General features: G+C 42.7%; 13 protein-coding genes. 8 read left to right on the top strand and 5 right to left on the bottom strand.

The window, feature by feature from the left end; all coding sequences use genetic code 11:
• Positions 1-285 precede the first annotated feature (285 nt).
• The 3 genes from cvpA to MNY66_RS09945 all read left to right on the top strand — a co-directional run bounded on the left by cvpA (position 286) and on the right by MNY66_RS09945 (position 3143).
• Positions 286-789 (top strand): colicin V production protein, encoded by a 504-nt coding sequence (gene cvpA, locus MNY66_RS09955; RefSeq protein WP_047256106.1) that lies wholly within the window; start codon positions 286-288, stop codon positions 787-789.
• Between the two features lie 14 nt (positions 790-803).
• Positions 804-2321, top strand: a complete 1518-nt coding sequence (gene purF, locus MNY66_RS09950; protein WP_047256107.1) for an amidophosphoribosyltransferase — start codon at positions 804-806, stop codon at positions 2319-2321.
• 249 nt (positions 2322-2570) lie between these two features.
• A complete protein-coding gene (locus MNY66_RS09945) occupies positions 2571-3143 on the top strand; it encodes a UbiX family flavin prenyltransferase (protein ID WP_241500763.1) in 573 nt (190 codons plus the stop codon).
• 121 nt (positions 3144-3264) lie between these two features.
• On the opposite strand, the gene MNY66_RS09940 is transcribed toward MNY66_RS09945, so the two are convergent.
• Both MNY66_RS09940 and MNY66_RS09935 read right to left on the bottom strand, forming a co-directional pair.
• Complete coding sequence (locus tag MNY66_RS09940; RefSeq protein ID WP_241500762.1) at positions 3265-4176, bottom strand: TIGR01777 family oxidoreductase; 912 nt, start codon at positions 4174-4176, stop codon at positions 3265-3267.
• 144 nt (positions 4177-4320) lie between these two features.
• Positions 4321-4935 carry a glutathione binding-like protein gene (locus tag MNY66_RS09935; protein ID WP_241500761.1) on the bottom strand — a complete coding sequence of 205 codons (615 nt, stop codon included), beginning with the start codon at positions 4933-4935 and terminating at the stop codon, positions 4321-4323.
• 335 nt (positions 4936-5270) lie between these two features.
• On the opposite strand from MNY66_RS09935, the gene yfcD reads away from it, so the two are divergent.
• The gene (gene yfcD / locus MNY66_RS09930) at positions 5271-5903 is read left to right on the top strand and encodes an NUDIX hydrolase YfcD (protein WP_082120802.1); all 633 of its coding nucleotides are present in this window, start codon (positions 5271-5273) and stop codon (positions 5901-5903) included.
• A gap of 333 nt (positions 5904-6236) precedes the next feature.
• Here yfcD and pta read toward each other — a convergent pair whose 3' ends face one another.
• Entirely contained in the window at positions 6237-8372 is a 2136-nt protein-coding gene (gene pta / locus MNY66_RS09925; protein WP_241501882.1) for a phosphate acetyltransferase, read from the bottom strand.
• Positions 8373-8463: 91 nt separating this feature from the next.
• Positions 8464-9666 carry an acetate kinase gene (ackA, locus tag MNY66_RS09920; RefSeq protein ID WP_047256112.1) on the bottom strand — a complete coding sequence of 401 codons (1203 nt, stop codon included), beginning with the start codon at positions 9664-9666 and terminating at the stop codon, positions 8464-8466.
• An 839-nt stretch (positions 9667-10505) separates the two neighbouring features.
• Here ackA and yfbV point away from each other — a divergent pair.
• The 3 genes from yfbV to MNY66_RS09905 all read left to right on the top strand — a co-directional run bounded on the left by yfbV (position 10506) and on the right by MNY66_RS09905 (position 12462).
• Positions 10506-10961 (top strand): terminus macrodomain insulation protein YfbV, encoded by a 456-nt coding sequence (gene yfbV / locus MNY66_RS09915; RefSeq protein ID WP_047256113.1) that lies wholly within the window; start codon positions 10506-10508, stop codon positions 10959-10961.
• A 246-nt stretch (positions 10962-11207) separates the two neighbouring features.
• A complete protein-coding gene (locus tag MNY66_RS09910; protein ID WP_047256114.1) occupies positions 11208-11702 on the top strand; it encodes a YfbU family protein in 495 nt (164 codons plus the stop codon).
• A gap of 94 nt (positions 11703-11796) precedes the next feature.
• On the top strand, positions 11797-12462 hold the full coding sequence (locus MNY66_RS09905) for a sugar phosphatase (protein WP_047256115.1): 666 nt from the start codon (positions 11797-11799) through the stop codon (positions 12460-12462).
• 144 nt (positions 12463-12606) lie between these two features.
• Here the strand turns inward: MNY66_RS09905 and MNY66_RS09900 are convergent, their stop codons facing one another.
• Complete coding sequence (locus MNY66_RS09900; protein WP_241500760.1) at positions 12607-13083, bottom strand: GNAT family N-acetyltransferase; 477 nt, start codon at positions 13081-13083, stop codon at positions 12607-12609.
• 223 nt (positions 13084-13306) lie between these two features.
• Here MNY66_RS09900 and MNY66_RS09895 point away from each other — a divergent pair, with 223 nt between their 5' ends.
• The gene (locus tag MNY66_RS09895) at positions 13307-15136 is read left to right on the top strand and encodes an SLC13 family permease (RefSeq protein ID WP_047256117.1); all 1830 of its coding nucleotides are present in this window, start codon (positions 13307-13309) and stop codon (positions 15134-15136) included.
• The last annotated feature ends 155 nt before the right edge of the window (positions 15137-15291 follow it).

The following is a 15291-nucleotide window of genomic DNA, read 5'->3' as shown; positions in this document are numbered from 1 at the left end:
TGATGGGCGGCTTCTTATTTATCCGGTGATAACCAGTGCGACAATAACTGGCTTATCAATTTATCCGGAATAAATTTGTTGCCGCCTTTTGCTATCTAGGCATAAATAGTTTGGAGATAAGCGAGGTTAGCTATTTAGAAAGTAACTAACTAATTGCAGTTATTATAAATTTTAAATTTCAGCGCTGATTTTTTAAATTAGGGCAAAATTTGGTTACGCAAACGTTTTCGTTTTCTGTTAAAATGCACTCACGCCTTGCTGGGTGTTTTAATTTTGGGATAAAAGATGGTTTGGATTGATTACGTCATTATTGCCATAATTGGCTTCTCAGCAGTGGTAAGCCTGATCCGTGGCTTTGTTCGTGAAGCACTTTCGTTGATTACCTGGGGCTGTGCCTTTTTTGTCGCCAGCCAATTTTACTCTTACTTAGCGGTTTATTTTACGCGCTTCGAAGATATTATGGTACGTAATGGAGTGGCTATCGCAGCACTGTTTATCGCGACGTTGATTGTCGGAGCCGTTGTTAACTATGTGATTAGCTCGCTAGTTCAACGTACTGGATTATCAGGTACAGATCGTGTTCTGGGGATTTGTTTTGGGGCGTTACGCGGTGTATTGATTGTATCGGCGCTGTTATTTTTTCTCGATACTTTTACTCCGTTACCTCAAAGTGAGGAGTGGCAGCGTTCAGAGCTGATCCCGCAGTTCAGTCATATAATCAGGTGGTTTTTTGACTATCTGCAAAATGCGTCAAGTTTCCTGCCGGAGAATATCTCTCCGCGTGGCTGATGAGGAAAGACTAAATGTGCGGTATTGTCGGTATCGCCGGTGTTTCACCGGTAAACCAATCAATTTATGATGCGTTGACGGTGCTTCAACATCGTGGACAAGATGCAGCGGGCATAGCAACTATTGATGACAACAATAATATACGCCTGCGTAAAGCGAACGGTTTAGTAAAAGATGTATTTGAAACCCGGCATATGCTGCGGCTACAAGGTTCGGTGGGGTTAGGCCATGTGCGTTATCCAACCGCCGGTAGCTCAAGTGCTTCAGAAGCACAGCCTTTTTATGTCAATTCACCTTTTGGTATAACGCTGGCGCATAATGGTAATTTAACCAATGCACATGAGTTAGCGAAGCAGTTATTTGAAACCGCTCGCCGCCACGTTAATACCTCTTCAGACTCAGAAATTTTATTAAATGTACTGGCATTCGAACTGGATAAATTCGATCATTTCCCATTAGAGCCAGATAATGTGTTCTCTGCCGTTGCTGCAATGCATAAAAAGCTCCGTGGCGCTTATGCCTGTGTTGCTTTGATAATCGGTCACGGTATGCTGGCATTTCGTGATCCTCACGGTATTCGTCCGTTGGTGTTAGGGCGTCGTACACTGGAAAATGGCCGAGAAGAGTATATGGTAGCCTCGGAAAGCGTGGCTTTAGATACCCTCGGTTTTGAATTCTTACGTGATGTTGCTCCGGGTGAAGCGGTTTATGTCACCGAAAAAGGTCAGTTATTTACCCGTCAATGTGCTGAAAATCCACAATTGACCCCATGCCTATTTGAATATGTCTATTTTGCTCGCCCAGATTCTTTTATGGATAAAATTTCTGTCTATAACGCGAGGTTGCGGATGGGACAAAAACTAGGGGCCAAAATTGCTCGCGAATGGGACGATATTCATATTGATGTGGTGATCCCTATCCCTGAAACGTCGTGTGATATTGCATTAGAGATCGCGCATATTTTAGATAAGCCTTACCGACAGGGATTTGTTAAAAATCGTTATGTTGGCCGGACATTTATTATGCCGGGTCAGCAAGAACGTCGTAAATCAGTACGTCGCAAGCTGAATGCGAATCGAGCAGAATTTCGCGATAAAAATGTGTTGTTAGTTGATGACTCAATCGTTCGCGGCACTACCTCAGAACAGATTGTTGAGCTAGCGCGTGAAGCGGGGGCTAAAAAAGTCTATTTTGCTTCTGCTGCGCCAGAAGTTCGCTTCCCGAATGTGTATGGTATTGACATGCCAAATGCTAATGAATTAATCGCTCATGGGCGAGAAATCAATGAAATTCGCCAATTAATCGGTGCCGACGGGCTGATTTTTCAGGAATTAACCGATTTAGTGGCTGCGGTGCATGAAGAAAATCCAGATATCGATACTTTTGAATGCTCTGTCTTTGATGGCATCTATGTGACCAAAGATATAGATCAGACCTATCTTGATTATGTTGAAAATCTACGCCGAGATGACGATTCAAAGGTAAAAGATCAGCATGAAATTGAAGATTTAGAAATTTATAATGAAGGCTAAATGTTGATGCTAGTTGATATTAGCCGGTATCGTGGCAAATATTGATTAATAGCACTTTGGCAAAAGGAGCACTTTGGTGCTCCTTTTTGTTATCGGTCTATTGGTTTTTATAGTCGCGCTTATGGTGGGATAGTTGGGTTTCACGTCGATCATTTATCCTCAAAACCTTTAGCAGTAATTGGCTGAATAAGCTGATAAAATCAGTTACTCGGCCGCGGCCAAATTTCACTTTGATTAATGAGAGACGAAATGAAAAAACTGATCATTGGTATTACCGGGGCGAGTGGTGCGATTTACGGCGTGCGGTTATTGCAAGTATTAAAGCCGATTGCTGAGGTCGAAACGCATTTAGTCATGAGCGCTGCTGGTCGCCAAACGTTGGCTCTTGAAACTGAGTATAGCTTACGGCAGGTGCAAGAATTAGCCGATCATGTTTATGATAGCCGTGATATCGCTGCTGCTATTTCGTCAGGTTCATTTCGGATTGCCGGTATGGTGATTATGCCTTGTACGATGAAAACGCTGTCAGGGATTGTACACAGCTATACCGATACTCTAGTGACGCGCGCTGCTGATGTGGTATTAAAGGAAGGCCGAAAATTAGTTCTCGGTGTGCGAGAAACTCCTTTGCATATTGGGCATTTGCGCTTGATGGTGCAAGCGGCTGAGATGGGGGCAATGATTATGCCGCCGATGCCTGCGTTTTATCATTTACCGCAAACCATACAAGATATTGTTGATCAAACGGTCAATCGGATCCTTGATCAATTTGATATAGAACCCGAACAACCGTTATTCCAACGTTGGCAAGGCGCGAAGTAACTGAGGCTTATTATGCTTTATTTTCCACCACCTACCTTTGCTGATGTGGTGGCTTTGGTATAAGGTCAACGCTACGCATCATCATTTTTACCGTACGCATCATGGCCTTTCAAAGCGTGGCCTATTTTGCCGTCGAATTGAAGATATCGTTTAGTGCATCTGAGATGTAAGAAAACTCAAAGTGAAATCCAGCTTGCTGCAGATGTGCTGGGAGCGCGCGTTGACCCTCTAAAACTAATACTGCCGATTCGCCCATGATAGCTTGAATCACTAATGCGGGTACCCGCATGAAGGCTGGCCGATGAAGTACTTTTCCTAGCGCGCTGGCAAATTGTGCATTGTGAACAGGATTAGGGCTAGTTAAGTTAAAAGGCCCAGAAAGCGTTGAATGATCTAATAAAAAGATAATGGCATTTACCATATCATTCAGGTGTATCCACGGCATATATTGGGTACCGCGGCCTATTGGCCCTCCGACTCCCCATTTAAATGGTGGCAACATTTTTCCCAAGGCTCCGCCATTTTTGGCTAGGACAATTCCAGTTCTTAATAAACAGACTCGAGTTTTTGGGCTTTCTGCCTGTTGTGCGAGTTCCTCCCAGCGTTTGCATAACTGGTGAGTAAATTCGTCATGCGCTGGGCTTTGTTCTGTTAGTATTTTTTGGTCGTGTCCGCTGCCATAATAACCAACGGCAGAGCCAGAAATAAATACCTGAGGAGGTTGGCTGCTGGTGTTAATCAGCGTAGCTAATCTTTGAGTGATCTCCCAGCGGCTAGTACATAATCGCTGCTTTTGTGCCGCCGTCCAACGTTTATCGGCTATCGGTTCACCCGCCAGATTTATCACTGCATCAAATTGATTTAAATCGGTTATATTTTGTAACGATCCTAAATGGTTTACTGCGCGACAAAATTGGCTGTACACTTTTTGTGGTGAGCGACTAAGAACTGTGATTTGGTGCGATTGAAGGATCAGTTGCTGAATTAATCGCGTTCCAATTAATCCTGTGCCTCCAGTGACAAGAATGTGCATAATATCCTCCTGCGGTTATCCCTGTGGTTTGATTCTTGTGCGTGCTAACGATATTAGGTATAGCATTAGACGCCGCTGCCGGATACCTTTGTCTTTCAGGTCGATAAATTTTTCAGATAAGTTAGGTGTATCATCGTATATCGCTTAGGCAAAAGTACGCTGTGTCGCCGGGCGTTGTTCAATCACCTCAAACCAACGTTTTACCGCCGGATAGTCGTTTAAATCAATGTGATGATGTTCATGAAATTTAGCCCAAGGGAATGTGGCAATATCAGCAATACTGAACTCATCGCTGCCTAAATAAGAGGTTTTTTCTAGTTGGCTATTTAATACGCGATATAAACGCTCGGTTTCTGTTTGATAGCGCTGGATAGCATAAGGGACTTTCTCGGAGGCATATTGAGTGAAATGATGATTTTGCCCAAGCATCGGGCCGAATCCGCCGACTTGCCAAAATAGCCATTGTAATTGTGCGACGCGCGTTCTGATATCGCGGCTTAGTAATTGGCCGGTTTTGTCCGCCAGATAGATCAAGATTTCCCCAGATTCAAAGATGGAAATAGGTTGTCCACCATCAGTAGGTTGGGTATCGATAATCGCCGGAATTTTATTGTTCGGTGAAATAGCTAAAAAATCGGGCGCAAATTGGTCACCTTGGCTAATATTAATCGGATGGATTGTATATTCCAGCCCAGTTTCTTCCAGAAATAGCTTAATTTTATAGCCATTGGGTGTTGCCGCATAATAGAGATCAATCATAAAAACCTCGCTATGTTATTGGTCATTATTGAGTCAATGACAGATAAATTTATACTTTAGGTTAATATTAGTATAACTATTATTGGGAATAACTGTAGATTACATTAACATTAGTTAGCAACTTAAAGAGCAAGGCAGCAAATTTTAAGTGAAGCGCTTGCAAGGTGGGCAGGAAAAGCATATTTTGTAGCGCATAATTCAATGTAAATTGTTTATAATAAATGTGTTACAGCAATTTCTGATTATTTCAGAACAAGTTATGATTATTTTAAAGTACGTAAACGTCTACGGCATGAACAGCAAATTAATAAGCTGATATAAAAAAGGTTTTGAGGATGGAACAACAAGATACCGAAGTGGTTGAATGGGTGGATATCGTTGATGAAAATAACGAGGTTATCGCACAGGCAACACGGCAGCAGATGCGCTCTCAAAATCTGCGTCATCGAGCAACCTATATTGTTGTTCATGATGGCATGGGCAAAATATTAGTACAGCGTCGAACTGCGACCAAAGATTTTTTTCCTGGATTATTAGATGCTACAGCCGGTGGGGTGGTTACTATTAATGAAACCATGTTGGATGCCGCGAAACGTGAAGCCGAAGAAGAATTAGGTATTGCTGGCGTCCCTTTTGCTGAGCACGGTGTGTTTTATTATGAAGTTGAAAGCTGCCGTGTTTGGGGCGGATTATTTAGTTGTGTGAGTCATGGGCCATTCGCTTTGCAGGAAGCTGAAGTGGTGGAAGTGAGCTGGTTGACGCCGACCGAAATTACCGCACGTTGTGATGAGTTTACCCCAGATTCATTAAAGGCATTATCTCTCTGGTTGACGCGTAATAATGATTTTACTAAAGGGATAAATTGCGCCGATCGAAACGTAGATCGCGATATCGAACGTAGCGTAGAAAAAAACCTAGAAAGTCATACCGATAGTAGCGAAAATAGCTATATTGATAAAAGCCAATAACGTTTTAGTTGATCTATTATTGATATAAAACGGGATAATTTGGTTTATTCCGTTTTTATGTTTAATCTTTAATTGCCTTTATATCCGCGACATTTATTTTCTTCCACATTATATCCCTCTGGCCCATTTCATTTTTTATATATTTCATTTGTTATATCGATTTTTTTATTCCAATGGTATGTATTGTGGCTCTATTTATCTACGGCAAATAAATAACCGTGATTTGCTCTAAAACATAAGAAATAAAAGATAATAAAGCGCAATAAAAAAGGCACCCCAAAGGATGCCTTAATACACGGACTGTCAAATCAGCATTAACGTGAATAAGTTAACTTATTCAGCCTGTGCTTCAGCCTGAGCGGCTTGAATAGCGGTCAGTGCAACGGTATACACGATATCATCAACTAACGCACCACGAGATAAGTCATTGACAGGTTTACGCATACCTTGCAGCATTGGACCGATAGAAACCAGATCCGCCGAGCGTTGTACCGCTTTATAAGTCGTATTACCGGTATTCAAATCTGGGAAGATGAATACGGTGGCTTTACCTGCAACAGGAGAGTTTGGTGCTTTAGATTTAGCCACATCAGCCATTACCGCAGCATCATACTGTAACGGACCATCTATCATCAAGTCAGGGCGTTTTTCTTGTGCTAAACGCGTCGCTTCACGTACTTTCTCAACATCACTACCTGCACCAGAGTTGCCGGTGGAGTAAGAGATCATCGCAACACGTGGCTCGATACCAAATGCTTTAGCTGAGTCAGCAGATTGAATGGCGATTTCTGACAATTGTTCTGCGGTTGGGTCTGGATTGATAGCACAGTCACCGTAAACAAAGACTTGGTCTGGCAGTAGCATAAAGAATACGGAAGAGACTAATGAGCTGCCAGGCGCAGTTTTGATCAACTGAAGTGGTGGACGAATAGTATTGGCGGTGGTATGAACCGCACCAGAAACTAAGCCGTCAACTTCGCCTTTTTCCAGCATCAGGGTGCCTAGAACCACGTTATCTTCTAGCTGTTCACGCGCAACAACTTCGGTCATGCCTTTGTTTTTACGCAGTTCAACTAAACGAGGAACGTAGATTTCACGGACTTTAACCGGGTCAACCAGTTCGATACCTGTACCCAGCTCGATACCTTGAGCTGCAGCAACACGGCGAATTTCTTCTGGATTACCTAATAGCACACAATTGGCAATTCCACGCTCAGCACAAATAGAGGCTGCTTTGATAGTTCTTGGCTCATCGCCTTCTGGCAGTACAATACGTTTGCCAGCTTTACGTGCTAGTTCAGTTAATTGATAACGGAAAGCCGGTGGTGACAGACGGTTAGGGCGCTCTGAATCGGCAACGAGTGATTCAATCCATTGGCTACTGATATGGCGAGCAACATAGTTTTGAATCTGTTCGATACGGTCATGGTCATCAGATGGGACTTCGAGACTGAAACTTTGCAGATTCAGTGAAGTTTGCCAAGTGTTTGAATCAACCATAAATACAGGCAGACCGGTGGCGAATGCTTGTTCACATAAACCACGGATAGGTGCATCGATTTGATAACCCCCCGTCAGCAAGATAGCACCGATTTCTACGCCATTCATCGCTGCAAGACACGCAGAAACTAAAACATCTGGACGGTCAGCAGAAGTGACTAACAGTGAACCAGGGCGGAAATGTTCCAGCATATGTGGAATACTACGCGCACAGAAGGTGACTGATTTTACGCGACGAGTTTTAATTTCGCCTTCGTTAATAATGCTTGCGCCTAAATGTTTAGCCATATCGATTGCACGGGTCGCAATGAGATCAAAATTCCAAGGAATAGAGGCTAAGATTGGCAGCGGGCTGTTTTCAGCTAATTCTTTAGGGTCGATATTAGCAATCGTTGCTTTGCTTGAATCGTCAAAGATTTCAGATAAGTCAGGGCGAGTACGGCCTTGCTCATCAACCGGTGCGTTAACTTTGTTAACAATCACACCAATAATGCTTTCATTGCGTTGACCGCCAAATTCAGAACGAACTAATTCTAAACGTTCATGCATTTGGCTTGGAGAATTGTTGCCCGGTGCGGTAACAAATACGATTTCTGCACCCAGCGTTTTAGCAATGTTGTAGTTCAACGATTGAGCAAATGGATGCTTACGTGTAGGCACCAGACCTTCAATCAAGATGACTTCGGCATCTTTAGTATTCTGGTGGTAACGCGCTACAATCTCTTCCATCAGAACATCTTTTTGGTTGCTGGTCAGTAATGACTCAACATATTCCATGTTCAGGGGTTCGATAATGGTATTGTTGCTAGAGTGTGCGCGCAGAACTTCAGTGGTTTGGTCTTTGTTGCCATTGCGTGGTTGAGCGATAGGCTTGAACATGCTCAGGCGAACGCCTTTCTGTTCCATTGAGCGTACGACACCTAAACTAACGCTGGTCAAACCAACACTGGTGCCGGTCGGAATTAACATAATTGTACGGGACACGGGAACCTCTTTTTATCGGTTGCTCTCTACTTAAAACAGTACCGCCAGCGGATTAGGCTGGCGGTTTTTAACGCTATTATGCAGTCAGGCGAGCTGAATCTTGTGCAATAACCAATTCTTCATTGGTTGGAATAACCAGCGCAGGACGGCTATTATCGGTAGTAATCAGACCTTCTTTGCCGAAACGAGCGGCTAAGTTACGTTCTGTATCAAGCTCAAAACCAAGCAGAGCCAGTTTATTCAGCGTTAATTCACGAACGTGGGCTGAGTTCTCACCGATACCACCGGTAAAGATAATTGCATCCAGACGGCCTTCCATCAGCGCCGCGTAAGCACCGATGTATTTAGCTAAACGGTGACAGAACACGTTCATTGCACGGGTTGCGTCAGCTTTAACTTCATAGTTATCTTCAACATAACGGCAGTCACTGGTAACACCAGTCAGACCCAGTAGACCCGATTCTTTAGTCAGCATTTTGTTGATTTCGTCAACGCTCATGCCCAGAGAATCATGCAGATGGAAAATGATAGCAGGATCGATATCACCGCTACGCGTTCCCATGACCAGACCTTCCAGAGGGGTCAGCCCCATAGAAGTGTCAACGCATTGGCCGTTAACGATAGCAGAAACTGAGCCGCCGTTGCCTAAATGGCAAGTGATGACATTCAATTCTTCAACGGGTTTATTCAGTGTTTTAGCCGCTTCGCGAGAAACATAGAAATGGCTAGTACCGTGCGCACCATAGCGGCGAATGCTGTGATCTGTGTACAAGTTGTACGGCAGAGCATACAGATACGCTTCTTCAGGCATGGTTTGATGGAATGCAGTATCGAAAACAGCTACGTTTTTACCCACTAAATGAGGGAAGGCTTTACGCGCTTCTTCGATACCGATCAGATGAGCCGGGTTATGCAGTGGAGCAAAAGGAATAGCGGCTTCAATGCCTGCGATAACTTGGTCATCGATCAGAACAGATTTAGTGAATTTCTCACCACCATGAACAATACGGTGGCCGATAGCGGCTATCTGTGCTGACAGTTCAGGTTTTTCAGCAAGAATGGTGTTTACAATGAAAGTCAAAGCTTCACTGTGCGCAGCGCCAGCACCTAAAGCAGCTTCGTGTTTAGCGCCGTCCATTTTCCATTTTAAACGGGCTTCAGGCAAATTGAAGCACTCGGCTAAACCAGATAAATATTCTTCGCCATTTGCAGGGTCGATGATAGCAAATTTAAGTGAGGAGCTACCGCAGTTTAGAACCAGTACCAGCTTACTTGACATGGAAATACCTATTGTTGTTTGTTGTTGTATAGTCATCTTGCTGTCATTCAGCACAATAAAAAATTACGCCGAAATAGGCAGAAAGACTTTTGTGAGCAAAATTTTGCTTAATTTTTAGTTTATGTAACATTGCTATAGAGCGTCGCGCTGTAAAGACTAGCGCATTTTTCAACTGATTTTTCATGACTGATATCATGATAAAGATAAAAAGCCTAAAATATCAGCAAAACAAATTTAGCAGGATAAACTTGCGCTATTTATCGTGATAACTCATACATTTTATGGCGTTTACCGAGGGAAATAAACCATCGGCGTTGACTCATGGGTTCGAGCCGAAAGATAACTTATGCTGTTTAGGTGCGTCATGTTGCGCATTTGGTGGCAATTTAAGTCATTTACGCTGAAAATGTTTGGCTATCTTGGATTGAAATAACGATAAAATCCCCAATATACCTATTTAATGCAATAAACTTGCTAGATGTTAATGCAATAACCTGCTAGATGATAGCCGTCTCGTTGCTGACGGTCTAGTCCAGAAAAATGCAGTAAAAACAAAATATACCTAATTCTACTAAAAATATTTTATTCTTTGTATGCTTTTTTTAATAATTGCATGAGAAATTGATTAGGGTCATAACTCGTCGGAGAATATTTTTTCAATAAACTGATGAATTGATGTTGATTCTATTGGCAAAGCTATCGCTCCAGTGATGTATTGACTCTGATGCAACAAGTGTAAATCCTTCGGTCGAGCGAGATAAAAGCGCTATACTGCTAAGGCTGCAAATAATAATTGTTTGAATAAAAATAATAACTATTTGATTAAACAGGAAGCCATAATGAGTACATTGCCAACGCCGACCCCCGGTTTTTTTAAAAAATTCCGCTTGGGTAAGCAATATATGAATACTTTTCCGCTGGAAAAACAATTGGCGCCGATCTTTCCTGAAAATAGAATGATCAAGGCCACCCGTTTTGGCATTCGTTTTATGCCACCAATAGCAATTTTCACTTTAGCGTGGCAAATTGCGCTGGGAGGACAACTTGCCCCTGCCGTAGCTACTGCGCTATTTGCTTGTAGCCTACCAATGCAAGGCTTATGGTGGCTCGGTAAACGTGCGGCTACGCCATTGCCGGCCTCATTATTGAATTGGTTTTATGAAATTAGAGAAAAATTCTCTCAAGCCGGTTTATCCATTGCGCCTATCGAAAGCCAGCCGACCTATTTCTCTTTAGCTGAGTTACTTAAACGCGCATTTAAACAATTAGATAAATCTTTTATCGAAGATATCTAGTACGTTGCGTTGATTGATAATTACCGGCTGTAATTATATGAATTTAAATGACATTTCGAGTCTAAATTTTGTCATTATTTATGCCTCCATTAGTGGCTAACTTTGGTTGATTAAGATTATTAAATACTGATTAAACAATCAGTAAGGCAAAAACCCCTTCCAGATCAATAAAAGGTTTGTTTTGACTGTCCATCTGGATTGTTGAATGCGAAGATAATAAAAAATTTTCCTGTGAGGAGAGACATAATGGAAATGACCAATGCTCAGCGATTAATTTTATCCAATCAATATAAAATGATGACCATGCTTGACCCTGATAATGCTGAGCGTTATCGCCGTTTACAAACCGTTATTGAACGTGGTTTCGGTTTACAAATGCGTGAGCTGGATAGAGATTTTGGTGAACTATCCGAAGATAGTTGCCGTCAAATTATTAATATCATGGAAATGTATCACGCCTTACAAGTCTCGCATGAGAACCTAAAAGATATCGATGGTGTTGATCCTCGTCGGGTGCAATTTTTAGGATTCGACGCCGCAACCGAAGCGCGTTATCTTAGCTATGTGCGTTTTATGGTGAATACCGAAGGGCGTTATACCCATTTTGATAGCGGAACCCATGGGTTTAACTCACAAACACCTATGTGGGATAAATATTCGAGAATGCTAAATATTTGGCAGTCTTGTCCACGTCAATATCATCTTTCTGCGGTGGAAATTAATCAAATTATCAACGCATAAACCTATTTATCAATACAGGTATTATTAATATCGTTATTATAAGTACCATTATTGTAAATACCGCGATTATAAATATATAGCAAGGGGCATAACAGTGGCGTTACAAGGCAAAGGTTTTTTATTCGATTTAGACGGTACGCTGGTGGATTCATTAGCCGTCGTCGAATATTGCTGGTGCTTGTTTGGTAAAGAACAAGGAATTAGCGACGATGAAATAAAAAACTATATTCATGGTAAGCCAGCGTTAGAATCATTACGTCACTTTATGCCTACTGCAACCGAAGAAGAAATTACCACGAAGTTTCGTTGGTTAGAGCATTTAGAAGCTACCGAAACGGCAGGAATAGTTGCGTTACCGGGGGCTGTCGAGTTATTAAATCGGTTAAATCAATTAGCTATCCCTTGGGCGATAGTCACTTCTGGCACTGTACCGATTGCCACGGCACGTTTACACGCAGCGGGATTGCCTGAACCTAAACATTGGGTAACTTTTGAGAAAGTTAAACGGGGTAAGCCGGCACCTGATCCCTTTTTACTCGGCGCGGAGTTACTTGGGTTAGCCCCACAACAGTGCATGGCAGTTGAAGACGCGCCAGCGGGGATCCATTCTGCACTAACCGCAGGATGTCAGGTAATTGCGGTTCATGCCCCTGAGGGGATGCCTCGCCGTGATGAAATTAGTTTAATTATCCATTCACTGCAACAACTGAATATTGAAAATAATAGTTCAACTGGCAGTTTTACACTTTCGGTTGATTAATCTATCCCCCTATTCGGGGTCGTATTTGCCGCATTGATTAGCTGTGCTGTCGTTTGGCAGCACTGATTTGAGTTCTATCAATGTTGAATAATAATTTTATTTCCTTCCTTACATTATTTCCTTTCATTAATAACATCCTGATACCTAAATTGATTTTTTCATGCTGGCATTAAGCAGGGTTACACCTTGGCATATCGCACGGTTACGTTTGATGATTTGAAAACCATGTCGAGCAAAAAACGGCTCTGCCGTTAGGCTAACATCGGCAGTTAATTCAGAGAGGTTGAGAATTTTGGCTTGTGCCTCAATGTGCTGCATTAATAAGCTACCTACGCCTTGACGTGCTGCGTGCTGCGCTACAAAAAAATGATCAATATAGCCGGTGGATTGCAGATCGGCGTAGCCAACTATTTGCTGTTTAATCTCGACGACAAATGGGTGTAAAGTACGCATTTTTTGTTGCCAATCATCATTATCCCATTTAGAGCGAGCAGATTGTTGCGGAGCCCACGCATCAATTTGTTCAGGGGTATAATCCCGTATAGCTAGGCCCCGCACCGAAGAAATAAATACCGCTAATAAAGGTAATTCATCACCATACATAAAGCGTCTAATTTTCATTATGTTACTTTCTATAATATTAAATTATTCGGTGGAATTTGACTATTCTATCCTATCTTTTGTATCTGCGATTAGAGGCGAGTCACTAAGTATTGATCGGTGAGGTTATTATTCAATGCCTTTTAATCATAGCGCGGGTTTAATCAAAGATTTTAAGGTGAAAAAATGCTTAACTAAGCTAAATTGATCACACTGATGTTTCTTACCGACGAAAGAGGCCATTTTGAACGGCGAATTACTGTGGGTATTAACCCTGCTATTGATAGCAATTGTTCTTTTTACTACCAACAAAATCAGAATGGATGTGGTAGCGCTGTTGGTCATTATTGCCTTTGTTCTCAGTGGAACGTTGAGTCTCGAACAGGCAACCTCAGGATTTAGTGATCCAAACGTTTTACTGATTGCGGCCTTATTTGTGATAGGTGATGGCTTAGTCAGAACCGGTGTTGCTTACCAAATGGGCGATTGGCTAGTACGTGTAGCAGGCAGCAGTGAAAGTAAAATGTTGGTATTTTTGATGCTAACCGTAGCTGGATTGGGGGCATTTATGAGCTCAACGGGAGTGGTGGCTATTTTTATTCCCGTGGTACTCAGTGTTGCGGCGCGGATGAAAACTTCGCCTGGCCGATTGATGATGCCGCTCGGATTTGCTGGCTTAATCAGCGGCATGATGACCTTGGTGGCGACCCCGCCTAATATGGTGGTTAACAGCGAGCTGGTGCGGGAGGGTCTAAAAGGTTTTCACTTTTTCTCTATTACGCCGATAGGTTTGTTGATTTTAGTCGCCGGCATTGCTTATATGTGGGTGGCAAGGCGTTGGTTAGGCTCAGATAAACCGGATAAGGGGCCAGAACGCTATCAGCGAACTTTCCGTGATTTAATCCGCGATTACCGCTTAACCGGCCGGGCACGTCGTTTAGCGATCCGCAAAGGTTCTCCGCTGATAGGGCATTCATTGGATGAATTACATTTGCGCTCTCGCTACGAAGCTAACGTTGTGGGGATTGAACGGTGGCGTAAATTTCGTCGAGTAATGGTGAGTGCGACGGGCGGAACTGAACTGCGTGAAAGAGACGTTTTGCTGGTAGATATCTCGGTAACTGATGATGAATTGCGGCAATTTTGCCATGAGCAAATGCTGGAGCCGATGGTGCTACGGGGGGAATATTTTTCTGACCAATCTCGCGATGTAGGGATGGCCGAAGTATCTATGAATCCCGATTCCGACTTATTGGGTAAAAGTTTACGGGAAATTCGTTATCGCACCCGTTATGGGCTTAACGTGGTCGGGATCCGCCGTGATGGCATGGCGTTAGAGGGTAAATTAGTTGACGAGCCGTTGCGCTTAGGTGATGTGTTATTGGTGATCGGCGATTGGAAGTTAATTCGGGTGTTATCCACCAAAAAACGCCATTTTATTGTGCTGAATTTAGCTGCGGAAATTGAGGCGGTTGCTCCCGCATCATCTCAGGCTGCCCATGCGATATTCTGTTTAGCGCTGATGGTCGCTATGATGGTGACCAATGAAATTCCAAACTTTATTGCCGCATTAATTGCCTGCTTATTGATGGGAAAATTTCGTTGCATCGATATGGAAAGTGCCTATAAATCAATTCACTGGCCAAGTATTATTTTGATTGTGGGAATGATGCCATTTGCAATTGCATTACAAAAAACCGGCGGTATTGATTTAATTGTTAAATTTCTGATGGATGTCGCGGGTAATATGGGGCCGAGAGTCATGTTACTGTGCTTATTTATTTTATGTGCAACCATTGGCTTATTTATTTCTAATACCGCCACTGCGGTGTTAATGGCTCCGATTGCGATTGCGGCAGCAAGGCAAATGGAAGTGTCACCGATGCCTTTTGCTATGGTTATCGGCGTGGCGGCATCGGCGGCATTTATGACTCCGGTATCTTCCCCCGTCAATACTTTAGTCTTAGGCCCAGGTGGATATAAATTTGCTGATTTTCTAAAATTCGGCGTGCCGTTTACCTTTATTGTGATGCTGATTAGTATTGCAGTTATCCCTGTTTTATTTCCTTTTTAATTATTTGGCAGCCCATTGGCTTAATGGCAGAGGGCTGCCAATGATCTCAGTCTGTTAGCAATTTATAGCTTCTTATTCTCATCATAAATCAGCCAATAAATAATTAATATTTCCATCAGACATTTATTGTTTTTTTCGATATTAATCTAATGCTA

Source organism: Moellerella wisconsensis, assembly GCF_022592395.1.
Taxonomy (GTDB): Bacteria; Pseudomonadota; Gammaproteobacteria; order Enterobacterales; family Enterobacteriaceae; genus Moellerella; species Moellerella wisconsensis.
This window is presented reverse-complemented; position numbering and strand designations above follow the sequence as displayed.